This window comes from Ruegeria sp. 6PALISEP08 (assembly GCF_001238295.1).
Taxonomy (GTDB): domain Bacteria; phylum Pseudomonadota; class Alphaproteobacteria; order Rhodobacterales; family Rhodobacteraceae; genus Ruegeria.
Genome location: NZ_LGXZ01000001.1, coordinates 453,388 through 472,733, shown reverse-complemented (window position 1 = coordinate 472,733; position 19,346 = coordinate 453,388). Strand labels below are relative to the sequence as shown.

Here is a 19,346-nt window from a genome sequence, read left to right as displayed (position 1 = left end):
AACTTTTTGAGAACATTTGTGAACTTTTCGGAACTTCTCGACTAACCCACTGAAATCAAACGGATCGCCTGATCCTGTTTCATCAGCCAAAGTAGAACACGCGCCGCCCGCCCCCGGTCTGAGGTCAGTTTGGGGTCGGCAGTCAGCAAAGCCCGGGCATCAGATTGGGCCACAGCCATCAATCCAGCCTGACGTTCCAGATCGGCAATGCGGAATTTTGGCAGGCCCGACTGCGCTGTTCCGATCAGATCCCCAGCCCCGCGCATTTCCAGATCGGTTTCGGAAATGCGAAACCCGTCTTCGGTTTCGCGCAGAACCTCCAACCGTTTGCGCCCGCCGTCGCTGAGCGGCGGTTGATACATCAACAGGCACGTCGAGTCCGCGTCGCCGCGCCCCACACGACCACGCAATTGGTGCAGCTGCGCCAGGCCAAAAATCTCGGCCCGCTCAATGACCATGATCGTGGCGTTGGGCACATTAACTCCGACTTCGATAACGGTCGTCGCCACCAAAACCTTGCTCTCGCCTATCTGAAAGGCGCTCATGGCCGCGTCCTTGTCGGCGGGTGGCATCTGTCCATGAACCAGCCCCACCACGCCTTCCCCCAAAACAGCGCGCAGGCGTTTGAACCGTTCTTCGGCGGCGGTCAGGTCCGAGACCTCGGATTCGTCGACTAACGGACAGACCCAATAACACTGGCGCCCCTCTTCAATCGCGCGACGCAGATGCGAAACGACCTCATCCATGCGCTGGGTGGTGACAATCGCCGTCTTGATCGGTTTACGTCCCGGCGGCTTTTCGTCCAGCACCGAGACATCCATGTCCCCATATTGCGCAAGCGCCAGGCTGCGTGGAATCGGCGTCGCCGTCATTACCAGAACGTCGGCACCCTGCCCCTTTTCTGACAACTCCATCCTCTGCCGAACGCCAAACCGATGCTGTTCGTCTACGACTGCCAGTCGCAGAGCCTTGAACTCCACATCACTCTGAAACACGGCATGGGTGCCCACCAGAATATGAATATTGCCCTGTTTCAGAGCCTCAAGCTTGGCGCGACGCTCGGCACCTTTGTCGCGTCCGGTGAGCAGTTCCAAAACCACCCCGGCCTCTTCGGCCAACGGTCGCAACCCTTCCAGATGCTGGCGCGCAAGTATCTCGGTTGGGGCCATCATCACCCCCTGCCCGCCGGCCTCGACCGCGATCAGCAAGGCCATAAAAGCCACCAGTGTCTTACCCGCCCCCACATCGCCCTGAAGCAGCCGGTTCATCCGGGCGTCTGATGCCATATCTGCCGAGATTTCCGCGACCGCGCGGCTTTGGGCTCCGGTCGGGCGATAAGGAAGGCTGTCCAGCACCTTGGATTGCAAAGCTCCCGTCGCAACGCTGACGATTCCACGGGATTTTCGTTCCCGTTGGCGGGCCAAGGCCAGTGTCAACTGATGCGCAAAAAGCTCGTCATAGGCCAAACGCTGCCGCGCGGGTGCAAACGGGGCGACGTCATCCGCCCCTTGAGGGTTGTGCCCGGCTTGAATGGCCGAAGCCCAATCCGGCCAGTTTTGTTGCGCCACCTGCGCAGGGTCGATCCATTCCTCAAGCTCGGGCGCGCGCGCCAACGCGCTGCGGCTGGCCTTGAACGCGGTTTTCTGGGTCAACCCTTGTGTCAGATGATAGACCGGTTCGAATTCCGGGATCTCTTGGGTCTGTTCGACCGGTAGCATGTGGTCCGGATGCACCATCTGGGCCAAGCCGTCGAACAATTCCAACTTGCCTGAAACCACCCTGCGCGATCCCTCAGGCAGCACCTTTTTCAGATAATCCCCGCGCGCATGAAAGAAGACCAGCTGGAAATCGGCCTGACTGTCTTCGACATGAACGCGATAGGCCCCACCCTTGTTGCGCGGGGGGCGATGCGTTCCCACCGTCACTTCAACTGTCAACGTGGCAGGAAGATCAGCGCCCTGAATCGTATCGCGCCTGCGCCGATCAACCACCGCGTATGGCAGACCAAACAGAACATCGCGCGGGCTTTCCACGCCGGTCTGTGCCATGATCTGCGCAGTCTTTGGGCCGACACCGTCCAGCGTCTCCAAACCCGCAAAAAGCGGGAAAAGCTGCTCGGGCCGTCCGCTCATGCGCCTTCGACCAGCTGTAGCCAGCCATCCTCATCCAAGGTTTCGATTCCCAGTTCTGCGGCCTTTTTCGCTTTCGATCCAGCGCCAGGACCTGCAACCAGAATATCGGTTTTCTTGCTGACCGAGCCTGAAACTTTAGCCCCCAACGCTTCGGCCCGAGCCTTGGCTTCGGCGCGCGTCATCTTTTCCAACGTTCCGGTAAACACAACAGTTTTGCCTGCCACTGGACTATCCGACGCGGGTGCATCAGGTGCAACGACCGTCAGTTCCTTGCGTAATGTGTCAAATGCGCGCCTCTCTTCCTGATTTGCAAATGCGTCGGACAGAGACAGACCAAGCGTTGCGCCGATCCCATCGATACCGATCAGATCAGACCAAGCCGCATTGGCCTCTGAAGGAACACAGGCTGCTACAATGGCCGCATCACGTACTTCTTTGACGCGGGCGCGGCGGTCTTCGGCCAGGGCTGCTGCCCGTTCAGAATCTTCCGCCTCTTCGGCTTGCCGTTGAGCCAGAGCGGCCGGGCGCGCTGCGTCCAGCGCTTGCGCCATGGCATCCCACTCGCGGTAATACAGCGCCAGATCACGCGCGCCGACCTCACCCACATGTCGAATACCCAAGGCAAACAACAGGCGCGCAAACGGAATTGTCCGTTTTTCGTCAATCGCAGCAAACAGATTCCCGGCCGAGGTCTCCCCCCATCCATCCCGGTTTTTCAACCGGGCCAGATTACCCTTGTCGCGCTGTTCCAGTGTGAAGATATCCGCAGGCGTATTTATCGGCAGGACCGGATCATCGTAGAACATCTCGATCTGTTTTGCGCCCAGACCTTCGATGTCAAACGCTTTGCGCGAGACGAAATGTTTCAACTTTTCAACGGCCTGCGCGGGGCAGATCAAGCCACCTGTACAGCGGCGCACGGCGTCGCCTTCCTCGCGGATCGCTGCACTTTGACATTCTGGGCAGAGGGTCGGGAACGCAAAAGGCTGAGCATCAGACGGACGTTTCGACAGGTCTACATCTGACACTTTCGGGATCACGTCACCCGCACGATAGACCTGTACCCAGTCGCCGATACGGATATCCTTACCCTCACGGATCGTACCGCCCTTGGCATCACGCCCGGCAATATAATCTTCGTTGTGCAAGGTCGCGTTGGACACCACCACACCGCCAACTGTCACTGGATGCAACCGAGCCACAGGGCTGAGCGCGCCGGTGCGACCAACCTGAATGTCGATCGCTTCCAGCCTCGTCCAGGCCAGTTCGGCGGGGAATTTATGCGCAATTGCCCATCGCGGTGTGGTCGAGCGGAACCCCAATCGCGCCTGGAGCGACAAGTCGTTGACCTTGTAAACAACACCGTCGATATCATACCCCAAGGTTGAACGTTGCGTCTCAATATCTTGATAATGCTCTAACATCTCTTGAGTTGTAGCGCATAGGCGGGTCAGACCATTCGTTGAAAACCCAAGCGATTTCAGCCGATCAATCGCCCCAATTTGCGTGTCAGCCAAGGGCTCTGACAGTTCTCCCCACGCATAGGCGAAAAACTTCAGCGGACGGGACCGTGTGATTTCCGAATCCAGTTGTCGCAAAGACCCGGCCGCTGCGTTACGTGGATTGGCAAAAGGCTTTCCGCCCCGCTCTGTCTGTCGGGCATTCAGCGCCTCGAAGTCCGCGTGGGACATATAGACCTCGCCCCGCACCTCTAGCACAGCAGGCGCGCCCTCGATCCTTTGCGGAATGTCCGAGACCGTGCGGGCGTTGGCGGTGACATTCTCACCAACTTCACCATCTCCACGAGTTGCGGCTTGAATCAGTTCGCCATCCTCGTATCGCAAGGACAAGGATAAGCCATCAATCTTGGGCTCTGCTGTGAAAGCCAGCGGCGTGTCCGCGGCCAACCCGAGGTATTTTCGGATCGAACGGTCGAAGTCGGCCACATCTTCATCGTCAAAGGCATTGCCCAGCGACATCATGCGCATGGCATGCGTGACCTTGGAAAACCCGTCTGCTGCGCGGGCTCCGACCTGTTCGCTTGGGCTGTCGCTGCGTTTGAGGTTCGGGAACTGCGCCTCGATCTCGGCATTCCGGCGTTTCAGCGTATCGTATTCCGCATCTGAAATCTCAGGCGCATCTGCCCCGTGATACAGCGTGTTCGCCCGAGACAACACATCCGCCAGACGCGCCAATTCGGCGCGCGCTTGGTCTTCGGTCAGATCAGAGATGGAAATAGAATTGCTCATGGCCTCGCCCTGTCACGCGTTCTTGGACCTCAGTGATAGGGCGAGGCCATGGCCAGGTCCAGACGTGCTGAGCCGTGAGTGCAAAGTGCCGCCCTGGACCACCAGCGGCACAGGTGTTTCAAATCAGAGGCCGACAGCCATTCGCGTCTCGTCCAGAGTGTTGCTTTGCGGGTCGCGCAGCACATACCCACGCCCCCAGACGGTTTCGATATAGTTCTCGCCGCCAGTCGCATTGCTGAGCTTTTTGCGCAGTTTACAGATGAACACGTCGATGATCTTCAGTTCGGGTTCATCCATGCCGCCGTAGAGGTGATTCAGGAACATCTCTTTTGTGAGGGTCGTGCCCTTGCGCAAGCTGAGCAGTTCAAGCATCTGATATTCCTTGCCGGTCAGGTGAACAGTCTTTCCATCCACTTCCACGGTTTTGGCATCCAGATTAACCGCAACACGACCGGTATGGATAATAGACTGCGAATGTCCTTTCGACCGACGGATAATGGCATGAATACGCGCCACCAGTTCTTCGCGATGGAAGGGTTTGGTCAGGTAATCATCTGCGCCAAAGCCAAAGCCTTTGATCTTGCTTTCCGTGTCATCGGCCCCTGACAGGATCAGGATCGGTGTTTCAACCCGTGCGATGCGCAACTGGCGCAGCACCTCATGCCCGTTCATGTCCGGCAGGTTCAGATCCAGCAATATAAGATCGTAATCGTACAACTTCGCCAGATCGATGCCTTCTTCGCCAAGATCCGTTGCATAGACGTTCAGGTTCGCGTGTGTCAGCATCAATTCAATGCTTTTCGACGTAGTCGGATCATCCTCGACAAGAAGTATGCGCATTTCTTACTGCTCCAATTCGGGTCAACAATTCAAATTAAAATTAAACCTGAACAAGAATGGTTAATCTGACGTTACCGTTGAATCATTTATTCACACTCTCCCCTAGGTTGTCGATATTTTTTTAGCGCGGTGGCCTTTAACGCCTCGACCCCATGCTCTGCAACAAGGGACACCCAACCGTTGAATTCTTCATCGCTGATATCGTAATTCTTTTTTACGTCGGACAAGCTGATCAGGCCGTAAAGCACTCCACGCACGACCAGAATCTTGCGCGAAGCCACCCAACGCCGAGTATCCGCAGGCGGTAGATCTGCGCGTGTCAGTATGGAGCCGTCGGGGAGTGTCACTGACCGAGGGCCTTCAACTTTGTGCAAAAACATCTTTCAACCCTTTTCTTACTGCATCACAGCTGACATCAGGCTACTTAAGACCGCGTGAAACCGCCCCTTGAGAATGTGTAGAATTTTCTTATATTCCGGCAGTCTTCTTTAACCCGAAACGGAACTGCTCATGGCCCTCGATACCGAGACTCCGCTGAACTCGCTTGGTTTTGCAAAGCCACCCTCGGAAACGCGGGTGGTTGTTGCGATGTCGGGTGGCGTCGACAGCTCTGTTGTGGCGGCTTATCTGGCTGATCAGGGCTATGACGTCGTGGGTGTTACGCTGCAGCTTTATGACCACGGCGCAGCCCTGGCCAAGAAAGGCGCGTGCTGCGCCGGGATCGATATCCACGATGCCCGCCGCGTGGCTGAAGAGCGCGGCTTTCCGCATTATGTTCTGGACTATGAGAACATCTTCAAAGACGCCGTGATCGACGAATTCGCCGACAGCTATCTGGCCGGTGCAACCCCTGTGCCGTGCATTCGCTGCAATGAACGGGTGAAGTTCAAGGATCTTCTGGAAACCGCCAAGGATCTTGAGGCCGACTGCATGGCCACCGGCCACTATATCCAGCGCAAGATGGGCCCCAACGGACCCGAGCTGCATAGCGCCGAGGATGCGAACCGCGATCAATCCTACTTCCTGTTTTCGACCACGCCGGAGCAGTTGGATTTCCTGCGTTTCCCTCTGGGCCACCTGCCGTCAAAAGACGCAACGCGTGAGATGGCGGCGCAATACGGGTTGTCCGTGGCCGACAAGCCCGACAGTCAGGACATTTGCTTCGTGCCCAACGGCAATTATGCCAGCGTGATTGAAAAACTGCGCCCGGGTGCGGCAGAACCCGGTGAGATCGTTCACGCCGACGGCCGTGTTCTGGCGCAGCATAATGGGGTGATTCACTACACTATCGGGCAGCGGCGCGGTCTTGGCATCGGCGGCCTGACTGAGCCACTGTACGTCGTTAAGCTGGACGTCGACAAGAAACAGGTTGTTGTCGGCCCCAAAGAGATGCTGGCCACGCGTGTCGTTCCGGTGCGCGAGATCAACTGGCTGGGTGATGAACCCTTCACCTCGCGCGATGAATGGCACCTGAAGGTCAAGGTCCGCTCGACCCGCCCCCCGCGTGAAGCAATTATCCGCCCGCTGTCGGACACCACAGCCGAGGTCGAGCTGCTAACGCCCGAGGAAGGTATTTCACCGGGTCAGGCCTGTGTGTTCTATACAGGTGAAGGCGGCCGCATCTTTGGCGGCGGCTGGATCTGGCGTGGATACTAAGCCGAAACCGGTTCAACCTCGGTTTCGATCTGGATCTGAAGCGCATCGTTGAAGCGGTTGAAGGCACCGCACAAAGCGATGCGCCAGGTCAGCTCAACGATTTGCGCGTCCGTGAACCACTCCCGCAGGTCAGACACTTCGGCGTCCCGCATACGGCCGGATCGTGACGTCACAGCCTCGGCATAGCGCACCACGGCTTTATCACAGGCGTCCAGTTCTGGATGATTCTCAACGTCCGGCAGACGCGCGGCGCCTTCTGGGCTCAGGCCTGCGACGGTCAGCAGCGGTGTGTGATGTGAAACGCAATAATCGCAGGCGTTGAGCTTCGATACCGTCACCATCGCCAGTTCCAGCGCTCGCCGCGGTAGGTTCTGCTGTTCGCGCAAGGTCGTCAGCATTCCCGTCACATGCTCCAGAACCGGAGGGCAATAGGCCGCGACGCGGGCCCAGTTGTCGAACGGGCCATATGTGCCCAACGCTGCATGGGACGCGCGCGCCTCTTCAGTCATCTCGTGATCCGACAATGGGGGAATGCGAGTCATGGCAAAGCTCCTTTTTTTGGCCAAGATACCCTAGGCCGTTGCCTCTACAACAGCCGTTTAGAGATCACATAGACGAGACACGACGTGTCTCCTGCCGATCACACAATATCCGTGGGCGAGTTGAAGAGAATATAGAGACCTACACAGACCATGATATATGGGGCGATCCGATCCAAGCGGGCGACACGGGGACCGAGGCTCTTGGCGCGAGGCGCACCCCAGGCCGCGACAGCAACAAGTGCGGTGGCTGCCGCAACAGCGCCAACCAGCGCAGCAACGCGATAAGTTGGTGCCGAGTCTGCAAGCAGAGGCGTCATAACCGCAAAACTGTCGATCGAGAGGCTCAGGAAAAGCGTCACCACCGAGGTCACGGCCCCTTTGGACTCCGCTTCACGCGCTTCAACGTTGCGATACTGCTTCCAGATGCCGCGCAACCCAAAAACCAGGGGCACGATGCCCAGATATCCGATCCAGAACGGAATACCGCTTTGGTTCAGGCCAAGTGCCACGGTCATCGCCAAGGTCAGAACAAGTGTCTGGGCGACCGCAAAGCCAATGATGGCGCGGCGTTGTTCCATGACCAAAATCAGGCCCAACAAGACTGCCAGATTGTCGAGATTGGTGGAGATCACCGCGATTCCGGCAGACACCGCGAACAGCGCATGATCAAGCATAGTCGACCTGCATTCTGTCCAGTACGGCCCGCGCTGCACGCAAGCCGGGGTCTTCGCCACCTCGACCCAATCTTTCCATGGTCAGGCTCATGGCATGCTGTTGCGCGTCCGGGGCGTTGACCACATTGCGCAAGGCGTCAGCAATCTTTGCGGGTTGGCAATCATCCAGCAGACATTCCGGCACTGCACGCGTATCTGACACCAAGTTGACCAGGGTCACAGTGTCCAGTTTGACCATCCGTTCTGCCATCTTCTGCGTCAGCCAGTTGAGTTTGTAGGCAATGACCATCGGCGTGTTCTGAGCTGCAAGCTCCAGCGACACTGTCCCCGACGCCGCAAGCGCCAAATCGGCGACGCCGAAGGCTGCGCGCTTATAGGCCAGCGCCTGATCCGCACCTTCGTGACGCGGGTCCAGCACAACCGGGCGTCCGGGCCAGTCCGCCACCCGTTCTTTGATAAGATCGGTTGTCGCGCCTACAGTCGGGATCACCACACGATAATCTGCATGGTCTTCCATAAACAACTGCAATGCCCCGCCGAACGCGCCCGCCAATCGTTCGATCTCGCCCCGACGTGACCCGGGCAAGGCCAGAAGGATCGGCGCGTCGCCCAGATCAAAACTGCTTCGAAATGCTGCAATCTCTTCCGGGGTGGCAATCGGTTCACTGGCCACAGGATGGCCGACAAAGTCGCACTCCATCCCTGCCCGCTCCATGTACGGCGGCTCAAAAGGAAGCAGCGCCAGCACATGGTCAATAACCTTGGCCATCTTGTCGGCCCGTCCCGGTCGCCAGGCCCAGACACTCGGGGCGACGTAGTGAACCGTGCGGATGTTGCTTGCGGCCTTAACGATCTTGGCAACACGCAGACTGAAATCCGGGCTGTCGATGGTGATCAACACATCCGGCTTCGTGTCCAGCACGGCCTGCGCCGTTTCAGATATCCGGCGCTTAAGATGGAAGAACTTTGGCAGAACTTCTACAAGGCCCATGACCGAGAGTTCCGACATGGGAAACCGGCTGGTCAGACCCTGCGCCTCCATCAGCGGGCCACCGATCCCGTCAAATTCAACATCGGGGATCAGAGTCTTCAGCCCCTCCATCAACGCGCCGCCCAGCCGGTCGCCCGAGGGTTCACCGGCGACCAGAAAGACACGCATCAGACCGCCCGCTCGCGGATGTACAGAAACAGACCCAGACGGTTGCACTCGGCGATGACCTGCTCTTGCCGCAACACAAGCACACCGCCTTTTTCCAATACGATCCCGGTCAACCCAGCCGCGACCGCGTCGCTGACGGTATCGGGTCCTACGGCAGGCAAGTCGGCGCGCCGGTCCTGATCGGGTTTGGGCCCTTTGAACAGAATACCTCCGCCCGCATCCGGTCGTTGTGTCAGAGATTGCAGCATCCAGGCGGTGCCAAAAATTCCTTCAATCGCCAGAGCCTGGCCATTTAATACAGCGCAGGCTTGCCCTGTATCCGCAGCCCCCATTGCACGCAGAATACCAGCAGCACGGTCGGCATCGGCCATGTCGGCCTCGGACGGCTGCGTATCCGTCAGGCACCCCAGAGGCGGAAGCAAACCGGGCGCAATTTCGTGCGCGGCACGCATTTGCAGCCCTGCATTTTCAAGAATCCCGATGACCGCACGCAAAGCGCCGTCATCGCCGGACATGATCGCCTTTTGGATTACCGGAACCAATGGCAGGGTCGCTGCGTCAATGCGACTTGGGTCAATGGGCGGACGCCGAACGGCACCGGCCAGACAAATCTGGGTCACGCCTCGCGCTTTCAGATCAACAATGAAGCTGCCCAACTGCTCCAGCGGAAACACGACATCTGCGTTCAGATCGTCAGGCAAAAACCCTTCCATTGCGCAGATCAAAGGTCGGTCGGTCAGCTGAGCCACAACTTCGGTTGGCAGCGCCCCTGTTCCCGCAATCAACGCCAGCATAAGCTTACTTCCCCGGTGTCAGGAACGAGCGGTCACTGTGCCCGGTGACAAAGTCGACGATCCGCTGCACGTAATCGCTTTCATTGCCTTCGCCGATCCGGGAGGCACGGTCCATGAAGGTTCCATCGCCTTCAGACAATTCCTTGAACGCAGCGCGCAGCGCCGAGATATCCTCGCGCGAGACGCCTTTTCGTTTCAGACCCACTAGATTCAGGCCGTCCAGCTCACCACGTGATGCCTGCACGAGGCCATAGGGAATAACGTCCTTGGGCACCATGGTCAGCGCACCAATGATCGCGCCACGCCCGACTCGCACCCATTGATGCAGGCCCGAGATGCCACCGACAATCACATCGTCTTCAACGATACAGTGACCAGCCGCACCTGCATGGTTGACCATGATGACACGGTTACCGATCTGCACGTCATGGGCCACGTGAACGCCCGCCATCAGCAGGCAATCGTCCCCGATCCGCGTCACGCCGCCACCACCATCGGTGCCGGTATTGATAGTGACATGTTCCCGAATACGGTTCCGTTGTCCGATTTCGAGTCGGGTGTTTTCGCCACCGAATTTCAAGTCCTGCGGGATTTCACCAATCACCGAGAAATTGAAGATGACAGTATCTTCGCCAATCGACGTATCACCGGTCACGACCACATGGGATTTCAGCTCGACCCGATCCGCCAGTTTGACATGCGCACCTACGTAGCAAAACGGACCGATGGTGCAGTCCTGCCCGATCTGAGCGCCCTCTTCGATAATTGCGCTGGGATGGATTCCGCTCATGTTGTTTTTTCCATGTCCCAATCCACATAGGCCGAAAACTCGGCCTCAGCCGCCACTTCGCCTTCAACCGTGGCCCGACCGCTGAACTTGAAAAGCTTGCCGCCCTTTTTGCCGCGGACTGTTTCGACGTGCATCTCAAGAACGTCACCCGGCACAACCTTGCGACGGAACTTGCACTTGTCGATGCTCATGAAATAGATCAGCAGCTCAGTATCGATGACATCCATGCCAACACCCAGCATGACACCTGCGGTCTGGGCCATGGCTTCGACAATTGTGACGCCCGGCATGATCGGCGTGCCCGGGAAATGTCCCTGAAAATGCGGTTCGTTCATGGTCACATTCTTGATACCACGAGCCGACTGATAGCCCGAGATGTCAACCACCTTGTCGACCAGCAAAAACGGATAACGATGCGGCAGGATCCTCTGGATCAGCTGAATGTCGGCGCTTTTGGTTTCCGTGGTCATTGATCAGATATCCCGTTTTGGATGTTTCTTTTCCGCGTGGTTAGCAATACGGCAATCCAAGGGCAAGCAGCCCTATTCGCCGTTGTCCTCTTGCAGCGCGCTGCCATCACCGATTGCAGCATCGATACGGGCAATTGCAGCCTCGGTAATGTCGGCCGTGCTGACGACCACATTGGAACGTTCGATCATCACGCTTGCACCAAATTCACGCAGCAAGTCTACGAGGATGGGACGGACGATCTCAAAAAAAGTCTGTTGCGCTTTTTCGCTGCGCTGGGCCAACGCATCCAGTTTGGCGCGCTGGCCTTCGCGATGTGACTGAACCTTGACATCAAATGCCTCGGCCAGGGGGCGAAACTCCTCGGTCGGCAAGGATGTTCGCTGTTCTGTCAGTTCCTTTTCTTCCTGGCTGAGCTCAGCCACGATCCGTTCGTTTTCTTCGGCCAGCAAAGCGCTTTCCGTTTCGACTTCACGTAGAACGCGCTGACCGAACGCTGAATCCGAAAACAGCTTCTCACTGGACAGCGTGACGACACTGGCCTGAGGCACCCCCAGCTGCTGTGCGTTTGCGACAGGAGCACCAAAAAGGACCGAAAAAACACACAGGGCCCGCATTGGGCCCCGTGCTATCATCAAGAGCTTGTTCAGCATCTGCGATCAGAACCGCGCCTGAATGGTCAGGTCAAAGTTCTGTTCCTTGTCGAAAGATTCTTTCTTGAGGGGCTGTGAAAAGTTGAACTGCAGCGGTCCGAAAGGCGTTTCCCAAAGAACCGATATACCAATCACATGACGGATCGAGCCATTTGCGCCGACGATAGTTGCACCTGCAGTGTTCACATTGTCGATGTTGTAAAGGTTGCCAACATCATAGAACAAGCCACCGCGCAGCCCCAACTCTTCGGGCAAACCCAACGGGAAATCGGTTTCGAACCGGGCAACCCAATAGTAGTTGCCACCGATAGCGTCATCCTGACCATTGGACAAATCACGTGGGCCAATACCGGCAGGTTCAAACCCGCGGAAGGTATTGGGCCCCAACACGAAACGGTCGACGGTACGGCTGAAATCATTGCCAGTCCAGTTCAAAGCACCAAGCTCAACCGTGGCCCGCAAAACAACTTCTTCGTTCCAAACGCGGGTTTGGGCAATACCACGCGCCGTGGTCTTGAAGAACTTGTTGTCTCCGCCAAGACCGGCCGCATCAACACCCACTTCGAACAGAATGCCCGAGTTCGGATCCAGACCACCGCGCCTGCTGTCATACACGTAGGACAGTCCCAGAGTGCTGGATGTCCGCTTGCCCTGTGCAATCTCTGACGAGATCACCGCGCCGTTTACCTCGTTGTCCTGCTGCGTCATCTCGCTGCGATCCCAACCATAACGCAGTCGCAGTGACGAAAGTTCGCCAATGGCGTAAGTCAGCTGTGGGGTGAAGAACAAAGAACTGGTGTCATAGCTGGCAAAGCCCGAGTTTGTTCCCGACAAACCCAAACCCAGGTCAAAACGCAGTTTTCGGCCCAACAGGTAAGGCTCGGTGAAGCTTATCGAGTATTCCTCCGAATCCTGCGCGGTCGAAATCGTCAGACCAAGGTTCTGACCACGGCCCAGGAAGTTGGATTCGTTCAGACCAATTGCGATCCCGAAACCGTCCGTCACCGAGTAGCTACCACCCAGGCTGAGCGAACCGGTGGGTTGTTCTTCCACATCCACATCCAGGATCACCTGGCTGGGTGACGACCCTTCACGCGGCTCGACATCCGCGTTGGCGAAGAAGCCCAAAGCATTGATCCGTTCGGCAGCCTGACGAATTTCGCGGGGGTTGAACGGGTCGCCCTCTACCGTGTCAAACTGACGGCGGATGACGCGGTCCAGCGTGGTGGTGTTGCCTTCGATATCGATCCGCTCAACAAAGATGCGCGGACCTTTTGTCAGTACGAATTCCACATCCAGTGTCAGGTCGCGGTCATTGCGCGTGATACGCGGCTCGACCCGCAGAAAGTCCACGCCTTGCTTGACGCCCAGACGTTCCTGGCGGGCGATCGAGTTTTCAATCAGCGTGGGCGTATAGGTCACGCCCGGTTTGATCTTCAGCGCATCTTGATAATCGGCGGCGTTGATGCCCGGAATTTCGCTGACCGTCGTGATTTTGCCGAACGAGAATTTCTGACCTTCGGTAACGTTCATCACCAGAAAGAATGCATCCCGCTCGCGGGTAAACTCGACATTGGCACTATTCACACGGAAATCGATATAGCCGCGCGACAGGTAGAAATCGCGGATGACCTGTTTGTCGAACTCGATGCGGTCGCCGATAAACGTGTCGTTACGGAAGAAAGTCCGCAGGAATGTCGCCTGTTTGGTCTCAAGAACGCGGCGCAAACGGCGATCCGAAAAGGCCCGGTTGCCGACAAAGCTGACACGCTCAACTTCGATGGTTGTACCTTCCGATACTTCGAAAACCAGATCGACACGGTTATCACTGCGGCGAATGATCCGAGGGATGACAGTTGCGGCCACCCGGCCCTGTGCCGAATACACTTCGGCTATAGTGTCTGCATCCGATTCAGCGACCTGAGCGGTAAATACGCGGCGCGGTTCGGATTGAATGACGTCGAGCAGAACGTCGTCTTTGACGCGTGAGTTTCCTTCGATGCTGATCTGGTTGATCGTGGGGTATTCCTGAACTTCGATGACCAGAGTCGTGCCACTTGGCGTTAGGTCAACTGTTTCAAATACACCACTGTCAAGCAAACGCTGATAGGCGTCATTGATCTGTCCGGCTGTGACCGTCTGGCCCGGTTCGATTCCCGTTCGGGCGATAATCGTACCGGTTTCGATCCGGCGGTTGCCCTCAACCTGGAAGGAGTTGATCGTGAAGTTCTGCGCCTGCGCAGCGTTCGGAAATGCGGTCAAACTCGCTGCAACAAAAAAGAAAAGAACCGTTAGCGCCTGCCACAAAATATTGTTTGTCGGCATTTGCCCCCCGCAGGATGTGCCCGCGTCTCGCCTGTCAGTCATTTTGCGCTCTACCCAGAATTTTACGTCTTTAATGCTGAGTAACGGGATTGAATGAGCTTGTCAAAAGGCGAAATAGAAGCACTCGGGCACGCAGCCAGATCGGGGGGAGTTGTCGATTTAAGTAAGAATCACAATCCGGCCAGATAGACACCGGCTAAGTAAGCTGCACATGCCAGCGCCAGAGCGGTCATCGCAAAACTCAAAAAAACATCCCAGTTCAACAGGAATAGAAAGCTGAAGCCCTGGTAGGATTTTTTGAGCGCTTTGGTCATGGCAATACCCTTTTCAACGCGAAAGACTATAGCCGTGAAATAAGGCGGGAATGCGGCCCAATTCTGCGCCGCGCGCCACAATCAGCAGAACAGATCGTTACTGACCGACAAAACCATCAGCGAGAGGATAAAGGTGATTCCAAGCGCCATGAGAATCCGAAGCGCTCTGTCACTGGGTGGTTTGCCGGCGACAGCTTCATAGGCGTAGAACACCAGATGACCGCCGTCCAAGGCTGGGATCGGGAACAGGTTCAGCAAGCCGACAGCTGTCGAGAGAACAGCGATGAAGAAGATAAAGTTCTGCGCCCCCTGGCTGGCCATCGCGCCCGAGGTTTCGGCAATCCCAATCGGACCGGAAATGTTGCAGGTACTGATCGCACCCGTCACCATATGCCACATACCAGACAGAGACCCTTCGATAATGCGACCCGTCTGAATGAAACCACCACGCAGGGAATCGTAGATGCCAGCGGGTTCCGTTGCGGGGTCCAGCATCATGCCACCGACAATCCCGATCCGCCAATGTGTGATAAAACCACCTTCCGGTTTCGGTTCATCCGTGCGGCGCGGGGCCAGAGCAAACTCCAGGTCCGTCCCTTCCCGCCAAACATCCAACAACAGAACCTTTCCATCCGAGCTTTCGACAAAGTCCTTCAGCTGATCGAAGGCATAGATGGGCTCGCCGTTCACGGCGGTGATGACATCCCCCTGCTCAAGCTGGATATCCATGGCAGCACTGCGCGGAGCCACCTGTCTGATCAGCGGCGGGAACATCCAGGGGGCCTGAACATCCATCGTTTCGCCATCGCGGATTACCGTATAGTTCAGAACCGGTTCCACGGGCAGCGCATCGATGAAATCCTGCCAAGCACCCTCTTCATCATAATCCGGTGTCGGGATGCCTGCGATTGCAGTGATCACATCCCCTTCCCGTAGTTCCTGTACCGTCCCGGGCAGAGGTTGCAGAGAACCCACGGTCAACGGCTCGCGCGATACCCCCTGGGACCAAAAGATCATACCAAAGACCAAAATGGACATGGCGAAGTTGAACGCCGGTCCAGCCGCCACTGTGGCAGCCCGCGCCCAAAGTGGGGCCCCATGCATGGTGCGTCGCAACTCTTCCGGGCTTTGGGTCGCGATCTCACCCATCGCCTCTTCATCCTTGCCCGACGCGGCATTGGCGTCGCCCAGGAATTTCACATATCCGCCAAACGGTAGCAGGGCGATCTGCCAGCGGGTGCCACGCTTGTCGACACGGCTCCACAGTACTGGCCCGAACCCGATCGAGAATACCTCGGCATGGATGCCTGACCACCGTCCGACAATGTAATGACCGTATTCATGCACGGCCACGATGACCGACAGCGCGACGACAAAAGCCACAATCGTCCAAAGAAGATTGCCAAATTGCGGTATCAGAGAAAGTACGTCCAAAATTCTATCCTGCTCGTTCCACCACGGTGTCATCGACCCATTGTCGTGCCAAATGGTCCGTTTGCTGTACGTTATCAAGGGTCATCGGGGCATCAATAAGGCTGTCTGCGGCATCAAAGCGGTCCAAAACCGCAGCCACAGCATCTGCCATGTCCAGAAAACCGATCCTGCGCGCAATGAAATGGTCCAACGCACGTTCTTTAGCGGCGTTGAAAACAGCCCCCGCCAAACCACCACGATCCATAACGTCCCACGCCAGTTTCAGCGCAGGATACCGCGTCAGATCCGGTGCCTTGAAATTCAACTGCCCCAGTTTCGCAAGATCAAGTTGTTTCACAGGAAGCTCACGCCGTTCTGGCCAGTGAAGGGCATACCCGATGGCATGACGCATATCTGGTTCGCCCATATGGGCCATCATCGCACCATCCCGAAACCCGACCATCGCGTGCACAATCGATTCCGGATGAACCAGGACCTCAATTTGCTCAGGCGAAACGGCAAAGTACTCATGGGTTTCAATCACTTCCAGAGCCTTGTTGAACATGGACGCGCTATCGATTGTAATGCGCTGTCCCATGTCCCAATTTGGGTGACTGGACGCCTGTTCAACCGTTGCATTGGCCAGTTCTTCCAACGGCCAGTCGCGGAAAGCGCCGCCGCTGGCCGTAATGATCACACGCTCCACCGCGCCGATGTCCTCTCCGACCAGCGCCTGAAACACGGCTGAATGCTCGCTATCGACCGGCAGCAATTGCGCGCCGTGCGCCTTGGCCGTGCGCAAAACCAAAGACCCGGCGCAGACCAGCGTTTCTTTGTTGGCAAGCGCCAGAGTTGCCCCCTGTTTCAGCGCTTCAAGTCCTGGCGCCAGTCCCGCGGCACCTACGATCGCAGACATGACCCAATCCGCAGGGCGTGCAGCAGCTTCAGCAATCGCACGTACCCCTGCCGCCGCTTCGACGCCGCTGCCGGCCAGAGCTGCACGCAGATCATCCAACCTGTCTTCATGCGCCGTCACAGCCAGTTCGGCCCCCAAACGGCAAGCATCATCGGCCAGCTTCTGGATGTTTAAGCCGCCCGTTAAAGCCACGACCTCGTAGTCGTTTGGCGCGCGGGCGATCAGGTCGATTGTGTTTTGCCCGATCGAGCCCGTGGATCCGAGAATAGAAACCCTGCGCATTACATCCCACCTGGCGCGTAGATCAGCCCCGCGATCAGAACAAACAAGGCAGCGCCCATCATACCATCAAAGCGATCCAAAAAGCCGCCATGGCCCGGGATCAGGTTTGAACTGTCTTTGACACCAAACTTGCGTTTGACCGCACTTTCGACAATATCACCAGCCTGACTAGCCATTGAGGCCAAAACCGAAACAATAACGAAGGCCACTCCGAAACCGGCATGGGCCGCAAAGACAATCCCGACGCAAGCAGCAGCCGCCCAACCCCCTGCCGTACCCGACCATGTCTTTTTTGGACTCACCTTAGGCCAAAACTTGGGGCCACCTATCGCTTTGCCTACAAAATAGCCTGCAACATCGGTCGCAACCACGACCGCAATCAGCCAAACCATCCAGCCAAAGCCAGAATTCTCACGGATCGAAATAAAGCCTAGTCCAGCCCCTACGATCCAAACTGCAAACAACGCATACAGAATTTTCGACCGGCTCAACTGCCCCATACCCACCAAGGCGGGCGCGATCACCACGGGCAGTGTATAAACTGACGGCAAATGATAGCTCAGCAGAACCGACGCGCTTGTAAGAATACCCAATTGAACGGCCACGCCAGGGCTTTGGGGTTCGATCATGCGCACCAATTCCCAGGCCATCAAACCACAGGCGACCGCAATAAAGGTTTCGAACCACACGCCACCCAGCCACACCTCAATCGCGCCGATCGCGACCAGTACCGCTGCCGAAAGAACTCGCGCCGTCAGGTCAGACCATCGGCCCTCGCTCATGCCAGAACCGCTCCGAACCGGCGTTCTCTCGAGCCGAAATTGCGACATAGCCGTTCAAGCTCGGCGGCGGTGAAATCCGGCCACAGGGTATTGATAAACTCGTACTCAGAATAGGCGGACTGCCACAATAGAAAGTTCGAAATACGCGCTTCACCACTGGTACGTACGACAAGATCGGGGTCAGGAAGTACACGCGTATCCAGATACTTAGGCAATGTTTCCTCATCCACCTCGTCAGGTTTCAACCGTCCTTCAGCGACATCCCGCGCCAGTCTTTTCGTGGCACGCGCCACTTCATCCCGGCCACCGTAGTTTAGCGCTACGGTCAGATGAACGAGGTCATTGTTCTTTGTTTCTTGTTCCAGAGCATCCATCAATTCGGTCAGTTTTGTGTCCAACCGCACGCGGTCACCAATAAATCGTACGCGTACGCCGTTTTCAGCCAACGTCCGGGTTTCTTTGATGATGTACCGGCGAAACAGGCTCATCAGCCCCGCCACTTCAACCTGTGTCCGCTTCCAGTTTTCAGTCGAAAACGCAAAAACGGTCAGATACTTGATCCTCAATCTTGGGCAGGCTTCGACGATCTCGCGAACCCGACGCGCACCGGCGTGATGACCGAACAGCCGGGGGCGGCCACGCGCCTGAGCCCAGCGACCATTGCCATCCATGATGATGGCGACGTGACGCGGGCCGCAGAGCAGTTCGGGTTGGGGATCTTTGGGCATCAAACCAGCTCAGACCTGCATGATTTCGGCTTGCTTGGTTTCAAGTGCTACATCAACCGCCTTGATCATCTCATCCGTCAGATCCTGAACTTCGCTTTCCCACAGCTTCTGATCGTCTTCCGACATACCGTCTGCCTTGGCCTTCTTGATCTGGTCCATACCGTCGCGACGCACATTGCGGATCGCAACACGCGCGCTCTCTGCATATTGCCCGGCAACTTTACCCAGTTCGCGGCGGCGTTCTTCGTTCAGTTCGGGAATCGGCAACATGATGATGGTGCCGTTCAGCTGAGGATTGATACCAAGACCGCTTTCGCGAATGGCCTTTTCTACCTTTCCAACCAGTGACTTATCCCACACATTTATAGTCACCATTCGGGGCTCGGGCACGTTTACTGTGCCCACCTGGTTGATCGGCGTCATCGAGCCATAAGCATCAACCATCACCGGCTCAAGCATCGATGCCGAAGCCCGACCCGTGCGCAGCGAGGCAAATTCGGTTTTCAGATTGGCCATGGCGCCATCCATGCGGCGCTGCAAATCATCGATGTCCAGTTCGAAGTCGTCAGACATGCTGCTCACTCCCCGTATTCAGGTACTCTTTGGATGGGTCTTACGCCATCACAATT

General features: G+C 57.0%; 19 protein-coding genes. 1 reads left to right on the top strand and 18 read right to left on the bottom strand.

What is annotated here, in order from left to right; all coding sequences use genetic code 11:
- Positions 1-41 precede the first annotated feature (41 nt).
- The 4 genes from recG to ALB80_RS02395 all read right to left on the bottom strand — a co-directional run bounded on the left by recG (position 42) and on the right by ALB80_RS02395 (position 5,601).
- Positions 42-2,132 carry an ATP-dependent DNA helicase RecG gene (recG, locus tag ALB80_RS02410; RefSeq protein ID WP_050602408.1) on the bottom strand — a complete coding sequence of 697 codons (2,091 nt, stop codon included), beginning with the start codon at positions 2,130-2,132 and terminating at the stop codon, positions 42-44.
- A complete protein-coding gene (gene ligA, locus ALB80_RS02405; protein WP_050602407.1) occupies positions 2,129-4,381 on the bottom strand; it encodes an NAD-dependent DNA ligase LigA in 2,253 nt (750 codons plus the stop codon). Before ligA ends, recG begins: the two co-directional genes overlap by 4 nt.
- 123 nt (positions 4,382-4,504) lie before the next feature.
- Positions 4,505-5,221 carry a response regulator transcription factor CtrA gene (ctrA, locus tag ALB80_RS02400; RefSeq protein WP_050602406.1) on the bottom strand — a complete coding sequence of 239 codons (717 nt, stop codon included), beginning with the start codon at positions 5,219-5,221 and terminating at the stop codon, positions 4,505-4,507.
- A gap of 86 nt (positions 5,222-5,307) precedes the next feature.
- Positions 5,308-5,601 carry a DUF1153 domain-containing protein gene (locus tag ALB80_RS02395; protein ID WP_050602405.1) on the bottom strand — a complete coding sequence of 98 codons (294 nt, stop codon included), beginning with the start codon at positions 5,599-5,601 and terminating at the stop codon, positions 5,308-5,310.
- Between the two features lie 130 nt (positions 5,602-5,731).
- Here ALB80_RS02395 and mnmA point away from each other — a divergent pair, with 130 nt between their 5' ends.
- A complete protein-coding gene (mnmA, locus tag ALB80_RS02390; protein ID WP_050602404.1) occupies positions 5,732-6,877 on the top strand; it encodes a tRNA 2-thiouridine(34) synthase MnmA in 1,146 nt (381 codons plus the stop codon).
- On the opposite strand, the gene ALB80_RS02385 is transcribed toward mnmA, so the two are convergent.
- The 14 genes from ALB80_RS02385 to frr all read right to left on the bottom strand — a co-directional run bounded on the left by ALB80_RS02385 (position 6,874) and on the right by frr (position 19,290).
- Positions 6,874-7,419 (bottom strand): carboxymuconolactone decarboxylase family protein, encoded by a 546-nt coding sequence (locus ALB80_RS02385; protein ID WP_050602403.1) that lies wholly within the window; start codon positions 7,417-7,419, stop codon positions 6,874-6,876. The genes mnmA and ALB80_RS02385 overlap by 4 nt on opposite strands.
- 98 nt (positions 7,420-7,517) lie before the next feature.
- Complete coding sequence (locus ALB80_RS02380) at positions 7,518-8,093, bottom strand: hypothetical protein (protein ID WP_050602402.1); 576 nt, start codon at positions 8,091-8,093, stop codon at positions 7,518-7,520.
- Positions 8,086-9,252, bottom strand: a complete 1,167-nt coding sequence (lpxB, locus tag ALB80_RS02375) for a lipid-A-disaccharide synthase (RefSeq protein ID WP_050602401.1) — start codon at positions 9,250-9,252, stop codon at positions 8,086-8,088. Before lpxB ends, ALB80_RS02380 begins: the two co-directional genes overlap by 8 nt.
- The gene (locus ALB80_RS02370; RefSeq protein ID WP_050602400.1) at positions 9,252-10,046 is read right to left on the bottom strand and encodes an LpxI family protein; all 795 of its coding nucleotides are present in this window, start codon (positions 10,044-10,046) and stop codon (positions 9,252-9,254) included. Before ALB80_RS02370 ends, lpxB begins: the two co-directional genes overlap by 1 nt.
- 4 nt (positions 10,047-10,050) lie before the next feature.
- A complete protein-coding gene (lpxA, locus tag ALB80_RS02365) occupies positions 10,051-10,836 on the bottom strand; it encodes an acyl-ACP--UDP-N-acetylglucosamine O-acyltransferase (RefSeq protein ID WP_050602399.1) in 786 nt (261 codons plus the stop codon).
- Positions 10,833-11,306, bottom strand: coding sequence for a 3-hydroxyacyl-ACP dehydratase FabZ (fabZ, locus tag ALB80_RS02360; protein WP_050602398.1), 474 nt, complete (start codon positions 11,304-11,306; stop codon positions 10,833-10,835). The genes lpxA and fabZ overlap by 4 nt, the downstream gene beginning before the upstream one ends.
- A 72-nt stretch (positions 11,307-11,378) precedes the next feature.
- On the bottom strand, positions 11,379-11,921 hold the full coding sequence (locus ALB80_RS02355; protein ID WP_253276801.1) for an OmpH family outer membrane protein: 543 nt from the start codon (positions 11,919-11,921) through the stop codon (positions 11,379-11,381).
- Positions 11,922-11,963: 42 nt separating this feature from the next.
- Positions 11,964-14,324 (bottom strand): outer membrane protein assembly factor BamA, encoded by a 2,361-nt coding sequence (gene bamA, locus ALB80_RS02350; protein WP_050602396.1) that lies wholly within the window; start codon positions 14,322-14,324, stop codon positions 11,964-11,966.
- Positions 14,325-14,452: 128 nt separating this feature from the next.
- On the bottom strand, positions 14,453-14,596 hold the full coding sequence (locus ALB80_RS22355) for a hypothetical protein (RefSeq protein ID WP_172677849.1): 144 nt from the start codon (positions 14,594-14,596) through the stop codon (positions 14,453-14,455).
- An 81-nt stretch (positions 14,597-14,677) separates the two neighbouring features.
- On the bottom strand, positions 14,678-16,030 hold the full coding sequence (gene rseP, locus ALB80_RS02345) for an RIP metalloprotease RseP (protein WP_050602395.1): 1,353 nt from the start codon (positions 16,028-16,030) through the stop codon (positions 14,678-14,680).
- Positions 16,031-16,034: 4 nt separating this feature from the next.
- Entirely contained in the window at positions 16,035-17,207 is a 1,173-nt protein-coding gene (dxr, locus tag ALB80_RS02340) for a 1-deoxy-D-xylulose-5-phosphate reductoisomerase (protein ID WP_050602394.1), read from the bottom strand.
- Positions 17,207-17,989 carry a phosphatidate cytidylyltransferase gene (locus ALB80_RS02335; RefSeq protein ID WP_050602393.1) on the bottom strand — a complete coding sequence of 261 codons (783 nt, stop codon included), beginning with the start codon at positions 17,987-17,989 and terminating at the stop codon, positions 17,207-17,209. Before ALB80_RS02335 ends, dxr begins: the two co-directional genes overlap by 1 nt.
- The gene (gene uppS, locus ALB80_RS02330; protein ID WP_050602392.1) at positions 17,986-18,717 is read right to left on the bottom strand and encodes a polyprenyl diphosphate synthase; all 732 of its coding nucleotides are present in this window, start codon (positions 18,715-18,717) and stop codon (positions 17,986-17,988) included. The genes ALB80_RS02335 and uppS overlap by 4 nt, the downstream gene beginning before the upstream one ends.
- A 9-nt stretch (positions 18,718-18,726) precedes the next feature.
- Positions 18,727-19,290 carry a ribosome recycling factor gene (gene frr, locus ALB80_RS02325; RefSeq protein ID WP_050602391.1) on the bottom strand — a complete coding sequence of 188 codons (564 nt, stop codon included), beginning with the start codon at positions 19,288-19,290 and terminating at the stop codon, positions 18,727-18,729.
- Positions 19,291-19,346 lie beyond the last annotated feature (56 nt).

Coding starts and splice junctions, on each gene's coding strand:
- recG (WP_050602408.1), bottom strand. CDS start 2,132: ATGAGCGGACGGCCCGAGCAGCTTTTCCCGCTTTTTGCGGGTTTGGAG.
- ligA (WP_050602407.1), bottom strand. CDS start 4,381: ATGAGCAATTCTATTTCCATCTCTGATCTGACCGAAGACCAAGCGCGC.
- ctrA (WP_050602406.1), bottom strand. CDS start 5,221: ATGCGCATACTTCTTGTCGAGGATGATCCGACTACGTCGAAAAGCATT.
- ALB80_RS02395 (WP_050602405.1), bottom strand. CDS start 5,601: ATGTTTTTGCACAAAGTTGAAGGCCCTCGGTCAGTGACACTCCCCGAC.
- mnmA (WP_050602404.1), top strand. CDS start 5,732: ATGGCCCTCGATACCGAGACTCCGCTGAACTCGCTTGGTTTTGCAAAG.
- ALB80_RS02385 (WP_050602403.1), bottom strand. CDS start 7,419: ATGACTCGCATTCCCCCATTGTCGGATCACGAGATGACTGAAGAGGCG.
- ALB80_RS02380 (WP_050602402.1), bottom strand. CDS start 8,093: ATGCTTGATCATGCGCTGTTCGCGGTGTCTGCCGGAATCGCGGTGATC.
- lpxB (WP_050602401.1), bottom strand. CDS start 9,252: ATGCGTGTCTTTCTGGTCGCCGGTGAACCCTCGGGCGACCGGCTGGGC.
- ALB80_RS02370 (WP_050602400.1), bottom strand. CDS start 10,046: ATGCTGGCGTTGATTGCGGGAACAGGGGCGCTGCCAACCGAAGTTGTG.
- lpxA (WP_050602399.1), bottom strand. CDS start 10,836: ATGAGCGGAATCCATCCCAGCGCAATTATCGAAGAGGGCGCTCAGATC.
- fabZ (WP_050602398.1), bottom strand. CDS start 11,306: ATGACCACGGAAACCAAAAGCGCCGACATTCAGCTGATCCAGAGGATC.
- ALB80_RS02355 (WP_253276801.1), bottom strand. CDS start 11,921: ATGCGGGCCCTGTGTGTTTTTTCGGTCCTTTTTGGTGCTCCTGTCGCA.
- bamA (WP_050602396.1), bottom strand. CDS start 14,324: ATGACTGACAGGCGAGACGCGGGCACATCCTGCGGGGGGCAAATGCCG.
- ALB80_RS22355 (WP_172677849.1), bottom strand. CDS start 14,596: ATGACCAAAGCGCTCAAAAAATCCTACCAGGGCTTCAGCTTTCTATTC.
- dxr (WP_050602394.1), bottom strand. CDS start 17,207: ATGCGCAGGGTTTCTATTCTCGGATCCACGGGCTCGATCGGGCAAAAC.
- ALB80_RS02335 (WP_050602393.1), bottom strand. CDS start 17,989: ATGAGCGAGGGCCGATGGTCTGACCTGACGGCGCGAGTTCTTTCGGCA.
- uppS (WP_050602392.1), bottom strand. CDS start 18,717: ATGCCCAAAGATCCCCAACCCGAACTGCTCTGCGGCCCGCGTCACGTC.
- frr (WP_050602391.1), bottom strand. CDS start 19,290: ATGTCTGACGACTTCGAACTGGACATCGATGATTTGCAGCGCCGCATG.